We start from the raw sequence: 17,167 nt of genomic DNA, 5'->3' as shown, positions 1-17,167 counted from the left end.
CCGGAGATCAGACATGAGCTTTCCCACGGACGGATCGGCCGCGCGCGCACGGGCGCTGCCGGATCGCACCGAACTGGTCCGCGCGGACGGGCTCTCCCTGTCCTTCCCGACCGCCGAGGGCGGGCAATTCGATGTGCTCTCCGAGGTGGCCCTCACGCTGCGCTCCGGCGAGATCGTGGCGCTGCTCGGCCGGTCCGGATCCGGCAAATCCACGCTCCTGCGCCTCCTCGCGGGGCTGATCGAGCCCACGACGGGGACCGTGTCCTATCGGGGTGCCCCACTCACCGGCGCGAACCCGGGGACCGCCATGGTGTTCCAGTCGTTCGCGCTGATGCCGTGGCTGACCGTCCTCGACAATGTCGAACTGGGGTTGCGCGGGGCGGGGGTGCCGCGCCGGGAGCGCCGGGAGCGGGCACTCGCGGCGATCGACGCCATCGGGCTCGACGGCTTCGAGTCGGCGTACCCGCGCGAGCTGTCCGGCGGGATGCGGCAACGCGTCGGCTTCGCGCGCGCGTTCGTGCAGCACCCCGACGTGCTGCTCATGGACGAGCCGTTCTCCGCCCTCGACGTGCTCACCGCGGAGAACCTGCGCGCCGAGCTGGTCTCGATGTGGGAGGCGCCCGGCTTCCCCACCCGGTCGATCTGCATTGTGACCCACAACATCGACGAGGCGGTGCTCCTCGCCGACCGGGTGCTCGTGCTCGGCGGATCGCCCGCGCGCATCACCGCGGACGTTCCCATTCGGATCCCCCGCCCCCGCGATCGGCGCAGTCCGACCTTCGCCACCGCCGTCGACGAGCTCTACGCGCGGGTCACCGGTCAGGACCATGCGGCCGCGCGCGCGGCGGGCCCGCCCGGTCCGCTGACCCACCCGCTGCCGGACGCGACCGTGGGCGGCCTCGCCGGGCTCGTGCAGATCGTGGTGTCTCACGATGGGCAGACCGATCTTCCCGATCTCGCCGACGAACTCGCCTTCGACGTCGATGATCTCCTCCCGCTCGTCGACGCGGCGCAGCTCCTCGGCCTGCTCGAGGTCGAGGGGGCACAAGCGTTCCTCACCGAGCTCGGCTGGGCCTGGCAGTCGGCCGACATCCAGGGCAGCAAACGCCTGTTCGCCGAGCTCGCCGCAGCTCGCGCCCCGCTCGTGGCGACCATCGTCCGCGCACTGGAGCACAGTAACGACGGTGCCCTGCGCGACGATTTCTTTCGGGATCTGCTCCGCCGCGCGTTCAGCGCCGACGACGCGCAGAAGCAGCTCGATCTCGCGATCGACTGGGGACGCTACGGCGAGCTGTTCGACTATGACGCGGACACCGGCGAACTCGTGCTCACCGAGCTGGCCGCGGGATTCACGAAGTTGCTCCGCGGGGATGGCGCCGCCCCGGACGGCGAGCCGCGGTAGGGCTCCCCGTCCGGGGCGGGAGTTCGGGTTAGCGCAGTTGTCCCGCGCGCTTCACGGTGTAGATCGGGATCACCGCGAGGCAGAACACCCCGATGATTTGCACCCACGCGGAGTACGGCCAGCTCAGCTCGGGCATCACCTCGAAGTTTTGCCCGTACCAGTTGATCAGGGTCGTGCCCGGGATGAGGATGGCCCAGAGCACCGTGAAGATCTTCACCACGTTCAGATCGCTCGTGGAGATCTGCTGCGCCGTGCCCCGTGCATGGAAGCGGTGTCGTTCCACGAGGAACTCCACGCGCCCCGACAGCGCGTCACCCTGCTGGATGAGCGCGTCGAGTTCCCCGCGCGGCACTACCCCGCCTTCCCCGGCGTGCCTGCGGAGGAGCCGGGCCAGCTGTGTGAGCCGCCCCACGGAGTAGGAGACCTGGCTCAGCACCGCGTCGATGTCGGTGAGCACGGTGCTGACGCTCGGGAGATCGCTGACGCTGATCCCGCGGGTGTCTCCGCGCTCCTCCGCGAGCACCGCCACGGAGCTGCGGACCTGTCGAATATCGGCTTCGATGCGGCCGAGGCTTTCCGCGTTCGCCTGGAAGCCGGCACGCACGATCGCGAGTCCCACCCCCGCGGTGCCGCGATCCTGCGCCTCATCCCAGTGCAACCGCGCCTCGACATCCTGGAGCACGGGCAGGCCGTGCCCCGGCTCGATCGTGACGATCTCCTCGGTTCCGAGGACCACGATCGCCTCGCTCACGGTCGCCCCCGTCGGATCCGGCGTGACAAATCGCACCGGGAAGCGGATCCCGGGCGCGGAACCGTCGCTCGCCGTGGTGCTCAGACGTTCGGCGCGCTCCCACTCGTGGGGCCCGGCCACCAGCACGCGCGTCCAGCTGCGGTGTGTCAGGGTGCGCAGGCTCATCGCAGCCACCCCTTCCGCTTGATGTAGGCGAGCGGCACGAGCGCGAAGATCGCGGTCGTGGCCATCACGAACCATTCGCCCCAGGGCAGCGCCAACTCGGGCATGTTCGCGAAGTTTTGCCCGTAGTACGCGGCGATCAGGGTCGGCGGCGTGAATACCGCGGTCACCACCGTAAACACTTTGATGATCTGGTTCTGTTTGAGATCCAGGGTGGTCATCAGGGACTGCTGCACGTTCCGCACCTTGGCGTGCTGGAACCGCGCGTGACGCCGCCCGCTCTGAATATCAGAGAGCAGCGTCGAATAGTCCTGTGCGGCCGTGCCGCTCGAGCGTCGCACCCGCCGGGCCGCGCGCTCGAGCATCAGCTGCCCCTGTACGGTGCGGGCGATGAGCTCCTCCGCACCCCCGAGCGACACCGCGGTCTGAGCGATGTCGGCGACGCCCACCTGCCGGCCCTCGAGGGCGTAGCCGCCGCTACTGTCCACCGCGTCGTCGGCGAGCTGGTTCAGGACGAGAGAGATCCGGTCCACGGTGACCTGCATCGCGTCGTTGAGGGCCTCGATGATGATCAACAGGGCTTCTCGGCTCGTCGCCGTCTCGGGAAGCCGCACGACGCGCTCCTGCGCCGTCGCAAGCGCCTCGACCTGGTGATCCGGTTCGACCGTAATCAAGAGTTCGTCGTTCAGTGCGATCAGGATCGGCGCGCCCGTGAAGGCGGTTTCTGTGGGCGAGGCCGGGGCGTCGGGCAGGGGCAGATCCACGGGCAGCACGGCGAAGTTCTGCTCGTAGATCGGATGGCGCGCGTCTGGGTTCAGGGAGAGCCCGTACTGACGATGAATGTTCGCGAGCATCGCGCGATCGGAGGCCCGCACGCGGAGCCAGCCGCTCCGCGGGAGATCGGCCGGACCGAGTTCCTCGGTGTGCACGGTCGGGGTGGTGTTCTCAGTCATTTCGAACGTCTTTTCTTCTGGGGTCGGCGGCCGAGGGCGGCCTCCGACCAGACACGTAGGGGTCGGCTTACCCGAGGGTGAGCCCGTACAGGTGCAGCCCGGCGAAGCAGGCGATGATGCCGGCGTAGAGCACCACCACGGCCCAAATGATCTCTTTCTCGATCTTCGAGGTCTGCGGTCGCGCCGGCTCGGTCTTCGCGAGCGCGCGCTCGGTACCGGGGGCATCGGTCCCGAGACTGTTGAGTTCCAGGCGCGAGCTCCACACGTTCGGCGAGGTGCGTGAGGTCTGGAGGTTCTTGGTCGACATGGTGAGGTCCTTCACAGTTGCGGTGTGTGTTGATCTGCCCCGCGGGGCATCGGGTGCGGGCCGCGCGGGCCCTAGCGCAGCCAGCCGCGGCGGCGCACGTAGATCAGCGGGAGCATTGCGAACACGAAGCTCAGCACGATGATCATCGGCTCGGCGTAGGTCCAGCTCAGGATCGGCATGAACTCGAAGTTCATGCTGTAGTAGGTCGAGAGCAGCATCACCGGGAGGAACACCGCGGTGACCACGGAGAAGACCTTGATGATCTGGTTCTGCTTCACGTTGAGGGCGAGGTTGTTGGTCTGCTGCAGCAGCCGCACCCGATCGTGCACGAAGTCGATGTGCGGTTCGATCGCTTCAATGTCCTCGATGATGCGTGCCAGATCGGTGCGGTTGTCCCAGTCCCGCCCGCGCGTCAGCGTGCGCAGGTGACGCGCGGCCTCCGCGAGCGCGAGCTGGCTCTCCATGCAGTGCGACAGGAGCTCCTCCATATCCGCGAGCTCCTGCTGGGTGGCGGTGACGTCGCTGACGCCGAACTCGCGCGCCTTCTTCGTCTCCAGGCTGCGCAGAATTGCGCTCGTCTGCGCCATCATGCGTTCGCTGCTCATGCTGAGGTTCGTGACGAGTTCGTCGGTCGTATCCGCGATGCTCTCGAGAATGCTCGCCGCGATCTCGATGGAGCTGTCCCCCTCACGTCCGTCCCGCTCCATGCGGGCCAGCGCGAGGTCAATGGGGGCGCATCCCGTCAGGGGCTCCAGCGTGATCACCGCGTCGCGCCCAACGGCGATAACGATGCTCGTCTCGCGGTACGCGCTCGCGTCGCGGTCCACAAAGGTGACGGCCAGGGTCACGAAGTCGCCGCCGTCGCGGAAGGGCGTCGCCGCGGCATCGCGCAAATCGGCGCCCGTCTCTGCGCGCAGGCGTTCGAGCAGCTGGGCGTCCCCGCCGAGCACGCGCTGCCAGCGGCCGCCGAGCATCGTTTCGACGTGGCCCGAACGGGCCGTCTGCGGTGGTGTGGTGGTCATGGTGTCTCTTTCCGATCGGAGTGGGCGCGCAGCACGGCGCTCACTCGTCGTCCTTGTAGAAGGTGCTGTGGGTCCCCGACGTCGACGACGTGCGGGTCTCCAGGCCGTAGTTTGCGAGGTGCAGTGTCAGGGTCACGCCGAAGGTGATCACCGCACTGAGCAGGACCATCCGGGTCGTGAACTTCTCGTAGCGGGTGGCGCGGCGCCTCTCGCGCGTCGGCACCGCGGTCGTGAAGGCCTGGCTGCGCCAGTTCTGCTCGGCCGGGTGCGAACGAGGGCCGTGGGGGCCGTGGGACGCACCGTCGCGGGTGCGCACCGGCGGGTCGTAGACCTGCCAGAACAGAATGGGTTCGTGGATCGCTGCAGGCATGCCTGAGCCTCCTCTCACGCCTCAGGGAGACGATTCGGGGATCGTGGACAGGCGCTTCCATGTCAGAGCTTCGGCATTGCGTGACGTAGCCAGATGGCAGCCACTTGGGGAACCCCCTTAATCCGAGGGAACCTGTCCTGATCTTGAGCATCTCTCGATACCGTCAGATCAGTGGCCTGTGTTCACGTAAGAGCCTCACCGAACGAAGCGCACGCCCCACACTAGCAATACTTAATCACTTGCGCAAATGAAGTAGAACTGTTCCGTTTCCGATCCCGGCGGGGCGCCCGGGAATCGACAGGCGTCCGGGAACGAAAGACGTCCGGAAACGACGAACGCCCGGTCAGATTTCTCTGACCGGGCGTGTGTGTGGTGGTGGATCCTGGGAGAATCGCTTGCTTGCGAAGAACATCGTTGATATGGTGCGAAATATTTTCGGTCAACCGCAGAAAGTATTGTGAATAGCGCTTATTGTAGCGCTTATCTTGTTATGTGTTTGTCGATTTTTATAAGATGTTGATATTCATATTGGCGGTTGTAGCTCTCCGCCTTCCTTTGAAAAACCCCCTGGAAACCGTCTTGGAATCTGGGGGGTTTCTGTTTATGCGCGCACATCTTTGTTTCATGTGCTGATCTGGTATTTTACCAATTTTTAAAGCTGAAAACCGCTTGAATAAGCCATTTTGCTGATATTGGGAGTGAGTCAAAAACGACTCGTTCAATGACTAATAAAGGAGCTACAACAATGGCAATTCACACAACAGCAGAACACACAAACATTGAAACCGCTTTCATGACCATTCTTCCGGTCAGAGCTGGCGACATGGAAACAAAGAAGGACTTTGAAACAGGTAAGGACAAACTCACCACAGACGGAGAAAAACAGTATCTAACTGGTTTGAAGGCTCTGAGGGTTGAAGGCAACAAACTAACAAGAGAACTCAAAAACGTTTCAATCTCAGTTCTTGAACCTCTCGATTTACAGCCTGGGGTGGTTTATGCCCCTGTTGGCAAGATGCAGATTACGCCTTACATCACTCAAACCAAACAACAGGGATTCTCTTACATCGTTCAGAGCTTGAAGCCTGTGAAAGTTGGCGGTGGTGAGTAATGGCACACCTATGCAGAAGCTTGAAAGAGTTTGATGATCATTTGATGCAATACATGCTCCAAGGTCGTTTGGTTGATACCGCTCTAACAAATTGCTTTCTTGGTGCTGTGGGTCTGATTCCTGAGATCTCTGAGCCTCTACCAACTCGGGATTTTGAACCAATTGAGCAAGTTGAAGAAAAGACTGTAGTAGAAGACCTGTCAGCAGAGTGGGAGGCGTTCAAGAATGGCTCTTAGTGATTTCTTGGAAACCTCGAAGCCGGCTATCTTCCAACGTCCTCGAATGAATTTTGATCGAGTGAGATTGATTGATATCACCGCGGAATTTGGTGCTGGAACTTCTACAAGGTTTGTTCGGAGACTGGCAACAAGACTCGGGATTGATGCGGTCAAAGATGCTGACGGATATCTATGTTTTGTTCGTGAAGATGTTGAAGTTATGAAGGACTGGGCAAAGCATCACCGAGACAAAATCAGATAGTAAAAATCTGGATGCGGCAGGTGGGCGACCATACAGGGAATTCAAGTTGCTATCACGATGGCTCGAAGCGGAGCAAGAGACATAAGTGAAAGCAACGCGGAATGACCGAAATGGGCGAATGCCTGCCGCACTCAGACGCGGAGCGTCTGAGAAGGTTCCCGGTAGTTCGTAGAACAGTATTACCGGGAACCTCTGAGACCAACACTAAATCAACGCAAATTCGTTGAAATCATGCGGATATTTTGGTCTCAACTTTTGGTCTCAACTTCCGTCTGTGAGACCAAATTTGACGAAGTTGAGACCACTTTTCGAAGGTTGAGACCACTAAAACGAAATTTCATTGGTCTGAATTGGTAAGAGATAAGAGCACTGAAAACCAAGGAAAGGAACTCAGGGCACAGACATAAGGAAAAACAAACATGAAGCTAAACAAGAACTATCGGAATAGGAGTTGGATCGGAACGATACCAGCGGAGAAATTTGATCAAGAAGCAGTTGAAAAAGCTTTGGACGAATACACATATATAGGTCAGCTTGAAAGAGGAACTGAACTCACTGAGGCAAATCCCGAAGGCTATTTGCACTGGCAGATCTATATAGAAAACAAAAACCAAATCAAGCTTGGAACTCTTATTAATAAGTTGCATGGTGCTCATTGGGAACCACGTCGCGGAACTCGTCGCGAAGCTTATGAATATTGCACGAAGAAAGACACTTCCCAAGGAGTGCAGATCTCAAACGGAACTATTGATATCACGAAGTCGGAACAGGGTCGGAGAACCGATCTTGAAGAGTTCAGAACAGAGATATTACTAAAAGGGAAAACTGCCAACGAAGTCATTTTGGAAGAACCAACTGCATGGAGATACGCAGCAGGTTTGAAGGCTTTGGAAACTGCTCACCGTGAGCAACGCTCGCACTATGCTCGCTCGAATTTCAGAGATGTCCATGTGTCATATATCTGGGGCGAAACAGGAACGGGAAAGACGTTCGGAGTCTATGAAAAATATGGTTTAGAAAACGTCTTCACGGTTGGAGAGTGGCGACACCCTTTTGACAATTACAACGGTCAGGAAGTGCTGTTGCTTGATGAGTTTTATAGCTCTCTACCGCTTGAAGTCTTGTTAAAGGTTTTGGACAAGTATCCCTATGAGCTCGATGCACGGTATGGGAAACGTCAAGCTGAATTCACGAAGGTCGTGATGACAAGCAACGAACCTCTTTCAACGATGTATCTACAAGAGCAGTCTTTGAGTCCTCGGAAGTGGGAAGCACTTTTGCGAAGGATTGATGAAGTTCAAAACCGTGTCTCATGGACTGAATCGGTCGATGAAACACATCTATATAAACAAACAGATAAAGGAGAAAAGAAGAATGAAAAACGTATTGAAGAGAAAGAGAACAGTGATATCCCTGGGTTCAGCACTTGCGATATTTTGCATGGCACTTACTGCGCTTGTGGTGCAATCTGAGCCTGCTAATGCAGCTGTTCCAACTACTTGCAATTCAAATGGCGTATCTCAGTCTGTGCATTTGACTGGGAAGAAGCACGCTAATGGCTCGGCTGAAGTCTTGGTGAAGTTCAAGAATGGTCAAAGCTGTTTGCTTCCTGCTATCTGGAAGTAGGTGATTCTAATGTTCTTTGGTATTGCTGAAAGAGATTATTCAGTAGGTGAGATCGTTGATCTGTCTGATGACTTGACTCATGTTTTTGAGGTGATGAGTCCGATTCATGAAGGTGATGAAATCTACTTTGATCCATGTGATGAAAGGCATTGCGTTGATTGCTATTCGTCTTAGAGATCATTCTGATCCGCATCCTGGCGGATTTGCACAGAAATAGCCCTTGTTATTAGGTTAAATACCTGGTCAGGGGCTATTTTTGTGGTTGTGCGGAACCATCCGCTCGCGTTCGGGGCGATCCCCGTTATTGAAATTTATTGATAGTTGAAGAAACCTTTTTCAAGTGCTGCGGTTGCCTCGGTTTTCTGACCATCAAGAATATGTGTATATGACTCGGTCATTTCTTCTGTCATGTGTCCAAGAACCTGTTTTGCCACTTGGAGACTGATTCCTTCTTGAGCCATCATTGTCGCTGCCATTTTGCGGATGTAGTGCGGTGTGAATGAGACGGGTTTCACTCCTTCACCATATTCAGGAATCATGCTCACACGGTGATGTTCTTCAAGTAGTGATTTCAAGAGCTTTCTGAAATCGTCTTGCGTTTGTCCATGCTTCTGACCTTCGTAATTCAGCTTGGTGAATACCTGATCTTTTGCCCAAGACTGCACAGCATCACCCTGCACACGCGTGTGCATTTGCCATTCAACAAAAGCAACAACGAATGATGAAGGAAGATGAATCTCACGGTTATAGGAACCTTTGACACGCTTCACAATTTTGTAAGGTGATGGATCCAACTGCCGATCAACAATTAGTACAGTTATGTCATTCGGTCTGCTCTGAACAGAACTCCATTCCATTCCAAGGAACTCTGAGATTCTGAGTCCAAGGCTGAGGAACATGAGGGGATAGAACTCCCACCGGTCAGCGTCTTGCAACCATTTGAGCAACTTCCTGAATTCTGCAACGCGAACTGTCATCTCACGCGCATCAGTTTCTTGTTTCTGTGGTTGATAGACACCAAGGGATAAATGTTCTGCAGGGTTGGTTTTGATCCACCCTTGCTTCATTGCATAGTTAAGAATCTTCTTCATGTCTTTGAGGAAGTTTCTTCGTGCTCCACCCTGCTCGACGGGTATGCGTTCTATTGCTCGCTGAATTTTGGTTTTGGTGATCTCGCTGACCTTGTGGTCTCCAAAGGGTTCAATATAGTGATTTTTCACGGTTAGACGCGTTCGATACTTCGTTTGAACACCTGACCCACTGGATGCATCCCATGCGCTTAGAACGGCGCTCAGGGTCTTCTGAGAGGGCTTCTTGCCTCCACCTTCCAAGAATCTTTCGTAATTCTTGTTGAATCGGGTTTGAGCTTCACTCCAAGAGGCTCCATAGCCACGAACTTGGCTCTTATGCCCTTCAGCGTTGAGAACCTTCTTCTCAATGACGAATCGCCCTTGTGGATCGATGTATTCACTGCCTGAGCCTTTGCGTCTTCTGCGCTTTGGAGCTTCCACAGATTTCACCTCAGAAAAATAGCGCTTATGGTAGCGCTTATTTTACATATAAAAATGCCCCCAAACCGCTGATTTTCAACGATTTGGGGGCTGGTGGTGGATCCTGGGAGAATCGAACTCCCGACATCCTGCTTGCAAAGCAGGCACTCTACCAACTGAGTTAAGGACCCGTCTGGAATCTCACTCTCGTGATCTTCGCTGGGAACTCGGTATTTCTCCGATGTGATTCGCGCCCTGGGGCGGTTCCTCTTCCCGACTGAATAACTATATCCACGCGCCCCAGCGCACGCAAATCCGGCGTGTCGCACGGCCAGGCACCGTCTCCAGGTTCCGAAAACGACTGAAGGGCAGTCGTTTTCTCGACTGCCCTTCAGGATTTGGTGGGGCTACCAGGACTTGAACCTGGGACCTCTTCATTATCAGTGAAGCGCTCTAACCACCTGAGCTATAGCCCCTTGACCAAGAAATGACTTTACCGGAAGTCGGCGCGAAATCGAAATCGAAATCGCAGCTCGGGCGCGTTTCCCGTAAAATCCCGCTCGCGGAGGCCGTGCTCACCCGAAGTTCGGGCGAGACACGCCCGAAAAACGCGTGTGCCCGATCCCGGAACTGGGATCGGGCACACGCGGTGATGCGAGCCTAGTTACTCGTGAAACCGAGCTGGAAGCCGCCGAGTACGCGCACGAGCAGGTTGTACACGAGCGAACCAATGGCGCCGAGGGCCGTGCCCACGATGACGTTCAGGATGCCCACGACCACCGAGAGACCCATGACCTGCGGGAAGCCGATGATCTTCATCAGGCTGTTCTCCTCGCCGACAATGTCCATGAAGAGCTCGTCGACCTTGCCGAAGACGCCCGTCTGGAGCAGCACCGTGTAGATGAGGATGGTCGAGACGACGCCCACAATGGCCAGGCAGATCGACACGAGGAACGAGAACTTCACGGAGGACCAGAAGTCAACGTATACGAGCTTCAGGCGGACCTGCTTGGCAGGGGCCTTCTTTCGGGTCTTCTTCGCGAGCTTGTCTGCGACGGTATTACTCATTCAGGTTATCCTCGTTCTCCGCGTTCTCGGCGCCCGGTGCTTCGGACTCATCGTCGTCGAGCCCGCGTTCCGAATTTCGCGCGATGCCAATGATACGGTCCGCCTCTGGGAATCGTGCAAATACGACCCCCATCGTGTTCCGTCCCTTCGCCGGCACCTCCGCAACGTTCGATCGGACCACCTTACCGCTTGCGAGCACGACCAGCACCTCGTCGCCTTCATCAACGATGAGCGCACCGACCAGGTCCCCGCGATTTTCGTCGAGCTTCGCGACCTTGATCCCGAAGCCACCACGCTGCTGTACGCGGTACTCATTCGCCGCCGTGCGTTTCGCGTAGCCGCCCTCGGTGACCACAAACACGAAGCCACCTTCGTCGCTCACGCGGGACGCCGACAGCAGGGCATCACCGTCGCGGAAGTTCATGCCGCGGACGCCGCTCGTCGACCGGCCCATCGGGCGAAGTGCCTGATCAGATGCAGTAAATCGAACAGACATGCCGTGCCGGGAGACGAGCAGGACGTCGTCGTCGGCCTCGGCGATCAGCGCGGAGACGAGTTCGTCGCCCTCCCGCAGCTTGATCGCGATGATGCCGCCGGTCCGGTTCGTGTCGTACTCCCCCAGCGCCGTCTTCTTCACGAGTCCGTCGCGGGTGGCGAGGAGCAGGTAGCCGCTCTCGAAATCGCGCACGTCGAGAATCTGCGTGACCGACTCGTCGGGGGCGAGCGCGAGCAGGTTCGCGAGGTGCTGGCCCTTCGAATCGCGGCCGCCCTCGGGAATCTCGTACGTCTTCGCCCGGTACACGCGCCCGGTATTCGTGAAGAACAGGAGCCAATGGTGCGTTGTCGTGACGAAGAAGTGCTCGACGATGTCGTCGGCGCGCAACTGCGCACCCTTCACGCCCTTGCCGCCGCGATGCTGCGAGCGGTAGTTGTCGATGCGGGTGCGCTTGACGTAGCCGCCCCGCGTGACCGTGACCACCATCTCCTCTTCCGGGATGAGGTCTTCCATCGACATGTCGCCGTCGTACCCGTGCAGGATCGTGGTGCGGCGCTCATCGCCGTACTTGTCGACGAGTTCCCGCAGCTCGGTTGCCACGATCCCCCGCTGCTGCTCGGGCGAGGCGAGAATGCCCTGGTACTCCGCGATCTGCGCTTCGAGCTTCGCGGCGAGGTCGAGGATCTTCTGGCGTTCCATCGCCGCGAGTCGGCGCAGCTGCAGTCCGAGGATCGCATCGGCCTGAATCTGATCGACGTCGAGGAGCGACATCAGCCCCTCGCGCGCCTCGTCGACCGTCGGCGAGCGGCGGATCAACGCGATGACCTCGTCGAGCGCGTCGAGCGCCTTCAGGTAGCCGCGCTGGATGTGCGCCTCGGCCTCAGCCTTCTTGAGGCGGTACTCCGTGCGACGGACGATCACCTCAACCTGGTGCTTCGCCCAGGCGGTGATGAAGCCGTCGAGCGGGAGCGTCCGCGGGACGCCGTCCACGATCGCCAGCATGTTGGCGCCGAAGTTTTCCTGGAGCTGCGTGTGCTTGTACAGGTTGTTCAGGACAACCTTCGCGATCGCATCCCGTTTCAGGACGATCACGAGGCGCTGACCCGTCCGGCCACTGGTTTCATCGCGGATGTCGGCGATGCCCTGGACCTTCTGATCCTTTACCAGGTCCGCGATCTTCACGGCGAGGTTGTCGGGGTTCACCTGATACGGCAGTTCCGTCACCACGAGGCAGGTGCGTCCCTGAATCTCCTCGATGTTGACCACGGCGCGCATCGTGATCGAGCCGCGACCGGTCTGGTAGGCGTCGCGAATCCCCTTGGTGCCGAGGATCTGCGCGCCGGTCGGGAAGTCCGGTCCCTTCACCCGCTCCATGAGCGCTTCGAGGAGCTCCTCGCGCGACGCGTCGGGGTGTTCCAGGTGCCACATGGCGGCCTCGGACACCTCACGGAGGTTGTGCGGCGGGATGTTCGTCGCCATGCCGACCGCGATGCCCACGGAGCCGTTGACCAGCAGGTTCGGGAAGCGGCTCGTGAGAACCGTGGGCTCCTGGGTGCGGCCGTCGTAGTTGTCCTGGAAATCGACGGTGTCCTCGTCGATGTCCCGGACCATCTCCATCGCGAGCGGCGACATCTTGGTCTCGGTGTATCGGTGTGCCGCGGCGCCGTCGTTGCCGGGCGAGCCGAAGTTGCCCTGCCCCAGCGCGAGCGGGTACCGCAGTGACCACGGCTGCACGAGCCGGACGAGCGAGTCGTACACGGCGGTGTCACCGTGCGGGTGGAACTGGCCCATGACATCGCCGATGACGCGGGTGCACTTCGAGAAGGCCTTGTCCGGGCGGTAGCCCCCGTCGTACATGGTGTAGATCACACGACGGTGCACGGGCTTCAGGCCGTCACGCACATCGGGAAGCGCGCGCCCCACGATCACGCTCATCGCGTAATCGAGGTATGAGCGCCGCATCTCGAGCTGGAGGTCGACCTGATCGATGCGACCGTGGTTCGCCGCGTCGTTCACGTCCGCCGCCTCGACCGTGGCGTCCGTGTCGGTTTCGGGGGTCTGGTTCTCAGATGTCAAGGAAGCGCACGTCCTTCGCGTTCTGCTGAATGAAGCTACGTCGCGCCTCGACATCCTCGCCCATCAGAGTGGCGAAGGTTTCGTCGGCTGCCGCAGCATCCTCCATGGTGACCTGCAGCAGCGTGCGGGTCTCGGGGTTCATCGTGGTGTCCCACAGTTCTTCATGGTTCATCTCACCCAGGCCCTTGTAGCGCTGCACGCCACTCTCCTTGGTGAGTCGGCGCCCGGCCTCGGCACCCGCCGCGAGTCGCTCATCGCGCTCGGCGTCGCTGTACACGTATTCGTGCTCGGCGTTTGCCCATTTGATTCGGTAGAGCGGGGGCTGTGCGAGGTACACGTATCCCAGGTCGATGAGGGGGCGCATGTAGCGGAAGAGGAGGGTCAGCAGCAGGGTGGTGATGTGCTGGCCGTCCACATCGGCGTCGGCCATCAGCACGATCTTGTGGTACCGCGCCTTCTCCGGGTCGAAGTCCTCCCCGATGCCCGCACCAAACGCCGTGATCATGGCCTGCACTTCGGCATTGTTGAGCGCCCGATCGAGGCGTGCCTTCTCCACGTTCAGGATCTTGCCTCGGAGCGGGAGGATCGCCTGCGTGTGCGGGTCACGTCCGGTCTTGGCCGAACCACCTGCGGAGTCACCCTCGACAATGAAGATCTCGGACACCGAGGGATCCTTGCTGGTGCAGTCTGACAGCTTGCCGGGCATCCCGCCGGACTCGAGGAGACCCTTTCGACGCGCGGTCTCGCGCGCCTTCCGCGCGGCCATTCGGGCGGTGGCCGCCTGGATCGCCTTCCGGATGATGTCTTTCGCGGGCCCGGGGTTCCGCTCGAACCAGTCCCCCAGCTGATCGCCCACGACCTTCTGGACGAATGCTTTCGCCTCGGTGTTCCCCAGCTTGGTCTTCGTCTGTCCCTCGAACTGTGGTTCGCCGAGCTTGACGGAAACGACGGCGGTCAGTCCCTCGCGGACGTCGTCGCCCGAGAGATTGTCGTCTTTCTCCCGAAGAATGTTCTTCTCACGCGCGTAGCGATTCACCAGCGAGGTGAGTGCGGCGCGGAACCCCTCCTCGTGGGTACCGCCCTCGTGCGTGTTGATCGTGTTGGCGTAGGTGTGCACGCTCTCCGTGTACGAGGTAGTCCACTGCATCGCAACCTCGATCGCGATCTTCCGCTCGGGATCCTCGGCCTCGAAGCCGATGATGTCCTCGTGGACCAGGTCCGCACGCTTCGCGGCGTTGAGGTATTCGACGTAGTCCTCGATGCCCTTCTCGTACAGGAACTCGTCCTGGCGGGGCGCGGGAGCGACGAGTTGGCCGTCGGCGTCTTCCACCGGCTCCTGCGGACGCAAATCCATCAGGGTAATACGCAGGCCCTTGTTGAGGAACGCCATCTGCTGGAACCGGGTACGCAGCGTCTGGTAATCGAACTCAATAGTCTCGAAAATCTCCGCGCTGGGCCAGAACGTGATCGTCGTGCCGGTCTCGTCGCTGGCGGCGCCCTGGGCGAGGGGGGCGTCGGGAACGCTTCCCGTGAATCCCATGTTCCACGTGAAACCTTGGCGCCGAACCTCGACTTCGAAGCGGGTCGACAGCGCGTTCACCACGGACGAACCCACGCCGTGGAGCCCGCCGGACACCGCGTACCCGCCGCCGCCGAACTTTCCGCCGGCGTGCAGTACGGTGAGCACGACCTCCACCGTGGAGCGTCCCTCAGTGGGGTGGGGATCCACGGGGATCCCACGGCCGTTGTCAACGACGCGGACTCCCCCATCCTCAAGGATGGTGACGTTGATGGTGTCGCAATACCCGGCCAACGCCTCGTCAACCGAGTTGTCGACGATCTCGTACACGAGGTGGTGCAGGCCTCGGGGTCCGGTGGAACCGATGTACATGCCGGGCCGCTTGCGGACCGCGTCGAGGCCCTCGAGGACCTGGATGGCGCCGGCGCCGTAGTCTTCCGCGGCCGTAGCCTGTTCTGAACTCATGCCTTGAATAATCCTTTTCTGGGCGTCTCAGAGCGCTTTTTCACCCCGGATACTTCCGCACGCCAGTCTATCAACTCTGCACGCTGCTACGGGGGATTACGGGCGTGTGGGGGCAAGTTTTCGGCTGGGGTCGTCCCCCAAGGGTTCCCCGTTGGCTGAAACTACCCGTACGTATCCCTCGGGCCGCGTCCGGGAACGCTGCGCGGACCGTGGCGCCAGCTCGGAGCACCCGGCGCAAGAAAACGCAGGTCCCGGATCTCGGCGCCGGGGTACTCGCGGAGGATTCGCGTCAGCATCTCCGCGCGCAGGCGCCGCAACTCGGTCGCCCAGGTCGTTGAGTCGCACTGGATCTGCAGGACGCCATTGCTGATCCCGATCACCTGAGTATGCTCCGCGGTCGCCTCACCGGCAAACTCTGCCCACTCCCCGAGCAAGCGCGCCTGCTCGAGTTCTCCGCTCCACCCCATATCGCCGGCCATCGTCACCAACACGTCACTGAGCGTTCTGGGGTCTCGGCCGTGCCCGAACGCCTGGCCGCCCGGGCTCTCCGCGTTCGCCCGGCGGCGCCGTCGGGCGGGTTGCCCCTTCCACACCGACTTCGCGCGGAGGTACGCGTCACTTGCAAAGCCCATCTCGCCGGGACGTTCACTCATGCGTCGACCTCACCGGAACCCTCCGCAACTTCAGTCAAGGGATCGTCGGGCGCCACAGCGAGTACCGTACCCGCATCGATGTGCACCCGATGCCAGGATACGTCGTCAGGAACGTCTCCCTCAACGGCGGCGGTGACGATCACCTGCTCGAAATCACGTACGGCCGCCATGAGGCGTGTGCGACGGTGCACGTCGAGCTCCGCAAAGACGTCGTCCAGAATGATCACCGGGTCGCCCGCCGCCGATTCGGATCGCAGCAGCGACGCGAGGGCGAGCTTCAGGGAGAGCGCGAACGACCACGACTCACCGTGGCTCGCATACCCCTTGACCGGAAGGTCATTCAACTGCAGGAGGAGGTCGTCGCGGTGGGGACCCACGAGCGTGACGCCGCGTTCCTGCTCACGGCGTCGGGTGTGGGTCAGGGCCTCCCGGAACTGCCCCTCGAGTGTTTCACGTGAAACCTCGGCGTCGAGGGTGTTGGGGGTCGATGTTTCACGTGGAACGTTGCCCGACGAATCGCGCATGGACTCCGCGAGGAAGAGTAGGGGGCGATGATCCGAGGAGACGAGCGCCTCGTAGCTTGCCGCAAGTGGGGCCTGGAGATCTCGCACGAGTTCTCGCCGAGCGAGCATGATCTGGGCGCCGAAGTTGACCAGCTGGTCATCCCAGACCGAAAGGAGCGAGTCTGGGGCGCCGCCGCGCGAACGGTAGGACTTCAAGAGCGCGGTGCGCTGCTTGAGTACGCGATCGTAGTCGGCGAGGGCACCTGCGGCGACCGGATGTCGGGCGACCAGTGCGTCATCGAGGAAGCGGCGCCGAACGGTGGGCTCTCCACGAACGATCATGAGATCTTCAGGCACGAAAGCCACCGAGGAGAACCACCGAGTGACCTCCCGTGGCCGGACTCCGTTTCCATTGACCTGCGCCCGATTGGCGCGGTCGCGGTGGATCTGCAGTTCGAGCACAACCTCCCGGCTCTCCCCCACCACGCGCATGCGGGCAATCGCCGAATCGGCACCGGCGCGAACGAGCGCCGCATCGCCGGTCACACGATGCGATCGAAGGGACGAGAAGTACGCGATCGCCTCGACGAGGTTCGTCTTCCCCTGCCCATTCCGACCAATGAGGAGATTGGGGCCAGGCGCCAAACTGAGCTCAGCGGTGCGGTAATTCCGGAAGTCGCCGAGGGAGAGATGCGCGACTCGCACCGAGGTCT

At 60.2% G+C, this 17,167-nt stretch carries 16 protein-coding genes, 2 tRNA genes and 1 riboswitch; of the genes, 5 read left to right on the top strand and 13 right to left on the bottom strand.

Annotated elements, in window-relative coordinates; genetic code table 11:
* Positions 1-13: 13 nt before the first annotated feature.
* Complete coding sequence (locus tag D3230_RS14405; protein WP_202345745.1) at positions 14-1,402, top strand: ABC transporter ATP-binding protein; 1,389 nt, start codon at positions 14-16, stop codon at positions 1,400-1,402.
* 28 nt (positions 1,403-1,430) lie between these two features.
* Here D3230_RS14405 and D3230_RS14400 read toward each other — a convergent pair whose 3' ends face one another.
* The 5 genes from D3230_RS14400 to D3230_RS14380 all read right to left on the bottom strand — a co-directional run bounded on the left by D3230_RS14400 (position 1,431) and on the right by D3230_RS14380 (position 4,967).
* A complete protein-coding gene (locus D3230_RS14400; RefSeq protein ID WP_202345744.1) occupies positions 1,431-2,318 on the bottom strand; it encodes a CorA family divalent cation transporter in 888 nt (295 codons plus the stop codon).
* Positions 2,315-3,268, bottom strand: a complete 954-nt coding sequence (locus D3230_RS14395; RefSeq protein ID WP_202345743.1) for a CorA family divalent cation transporter — start codon at positions 3,266-3,268, stop codon at positions 2,315-2,317. The genes D3230_RS14400 and D3230_RS14395 overlap by 4 nt, the downstream gene beginning before the upstream one ends.
* A 67-nt stretch (positions 3,269-3,335) precedes the next feature.
* Positions 3,336-3,575: a hypothetical protein gene (locus tag D3230_RS14390; protein WP_202345742.1), complete on the bottom strand. Its 240-nt coding sequence runs from the start codon at positions 3,573-3,575 to the stop codon at positions 3,336-3,338.
* A 71-nt stretch (positions 3,576-3,646) separates the two neighbouring features.
* A complete protein-coding gene (locus D3230_RS14385; protein WP_202345741.1) occupies positions 3,647-4,597 on the bottom strand; it encodes a magnesium transporter CorA family protein in 951 nt (316 codons plus the stop codon).
* A gap of 40 nt (positions 4,598-4,637) precedes the next feature.
* Positions 4,638-4,967 (bottom strand): hypothetical protein, encoded by a 330-nt coding sequence (locus tag D3230_RS14380; protein WP_202345740.1) that lies wholly within the window; start codon positions 4,965-4,967, stop codon positions 4,638-4,640.
* A 48-nt stretch (positions 4,968-5,015) separates the two neighbouring features.
* Positions 5,016-5,181, bottom strand: a riboswitch (M-box (ykoK) riboswitch).
* 507 nt (positions 5,182-5,688) lie between these two features.
* Between D3230_RS14380 and D3230_RS14375 the strand changes: the two genes are divergently transcribed.
* From D3230_RS14375 to D3230_RS14360, 4 genes are all read left to right on the top strand, one after another.
* Positions 5,689-6,078, top strand: a complete 390-nt coding sequence (locus tag D3230_RS14375) for a hypothetical protein (protein WP_237467617.1) — start codon at positions 5,689-5,691, stop codon at positions 6,076-6,078.
* A 20-nt stretch (positions 6,079-6,098) separates the two neighbouring features.
* A complete protein-coding gene (locus D3230_RS14370) occupies positions 6,099-6,314 on the top strand; it encodes a hypothetical protein (RefSeq protein WP_202345738.1) in 216 nt (71 codons plus the stop codon).
* Positions 6,304-6,558: a hypothetical protein gene (locus D3230_RS14365; protein WP_202345737.1), complete on the top strand. Its 255-nt coding sequence runs from the start codon at positions 6,304-6,306 to the stop codon at positions 6,556-6,558. The genes D3230_RS14370 and D3230_RS14365 overlap by 11 nt, the downstream gene beginning before the upstream one ends.
* A gap of 419 nt (positions 6,559-6,977) precedes the next feature.
* Positions 6,978-8,030, top strand: coding sequence for a hypothetical protein (locus tag D3230_RS14360; RefSeq protein ID WP_202345736.1), 1,053 nt, complete (start codon positions 6,978-6,980; stop codon positions 8,028-8,030).
* Positions 8,031-8,495: 465 nt separating this feature from the next.
* Here the strand turns inward: D3230_RS14360 and D3230_RS16470 are convergent, their stop codons facing one another.
* The 8 genes from D3230_RS16470 to recF all read right to left on the bottom strand — a co-directional run bounded on the left by D3230_RS16470 (position 8,496) and on the right by recF (position 17,159).
* A complete protein-coding gene (locus tag D3230_RS16470; RefSeq protein ID WP_202345735.1) occupies positions 8,496-9,704 on the bottom strand; it encodes a tyrosine-type recombinase/integrase in 1,209 nt (402 codons plus the stop codon).
* 85 nt (positions 9,705-9,789) lie between these two features.
* Positions 9,790-9,865, bottom strand: a tRNA-Ala gene (locus D3230_RS14350).
* Positions 9,866-10,073: 208 nt separating this feature from the next.
* A tRNA-Ile gene (locus D3230_RS14345) sits at positions 10,074-10,150 on the bottom strand.
* A gap of 184 nt (positions 10,151-10,334) precedes the next feature.
* Positions 10,335-10,742 carry a DUF3566 domain-containing protein gene (locus D3230_RS14340; RefSeq protein WP_202345734.1) on the bottom strand — a complete coding sequence of 136 codons (408 nt, stop codon included), beginning with the start codon at positions 10,740-10,742 and terminating at the stop codon, positions 10,335-10,337.
* Positions 10,735-13,314, bottom strand: a complete 2,580-nt coding sequence (gene gyrA, locus D3230_RS14335; protein ID WP_202345733.1) for a DNA gyrase subunit A — start codon at positions 13,312-13,314, stop codon at positions 10,735-10,737. Before gyrA ends, D3230_RS14340 begins: the two co-directional genes overlap by 8 nt.
* Positions 13,304-15,298: a DNA topoisomerase (ATP-hydrolyzing) subunit B gene (gene gyrB, locus D3230_RS14330; RefSeq protein ID WP_202345732.1), complete on the bottom strand. Its 1,995-nt coding sequence runs from the start codon at positions 15,296-15,298 to the stop codon at positions 13,304-13,306. Before gyrB ends, gyrA begins: the two co-directional genes overlap by 11 nt.
* A 161-nt stretch (positions 15,299-15,459) precedes the next feature.
* Positions 15,460-15,951 (bottom strand): DciA family protein, encoded by a 492-nt coding sequence (locus D3230_RS14325; protein WP_202345731.1) that lies wholly within the window; start codon positions 15,949-15,951, stop codon positions 15,460-15,462.
* Complete coding sequence (gene recF / locus D3230_RS14320; protein WP_202345730.1) at positions 15,948-17,159, bottom strand: DNA replication/repair protein RecF; 1,212 nt, start codon at positions 17,157-17,159, stop codon at positions 15,948-15,950. Before recF ends, D3230_RS14325 begins: the two co-directional genes overlap by 4 nt.
* Positions 17,160-17,167: the final 8 nt, after the last annotated feature.

The organism is Leucobacter chromiireducens subsp. solipictus (assembly GCF_016758195.1).
Lineage (GTDB): Bacteria > Actinomycetota > Actinomycetes > Actinomycetales > Microbacteriaceae > Leucobacter > Leucobacter solipictus.
Note: the sequence above shows the minus strand (reverse complement) of the source record. Positions and strands in the feature narration are given on the sequence as shown.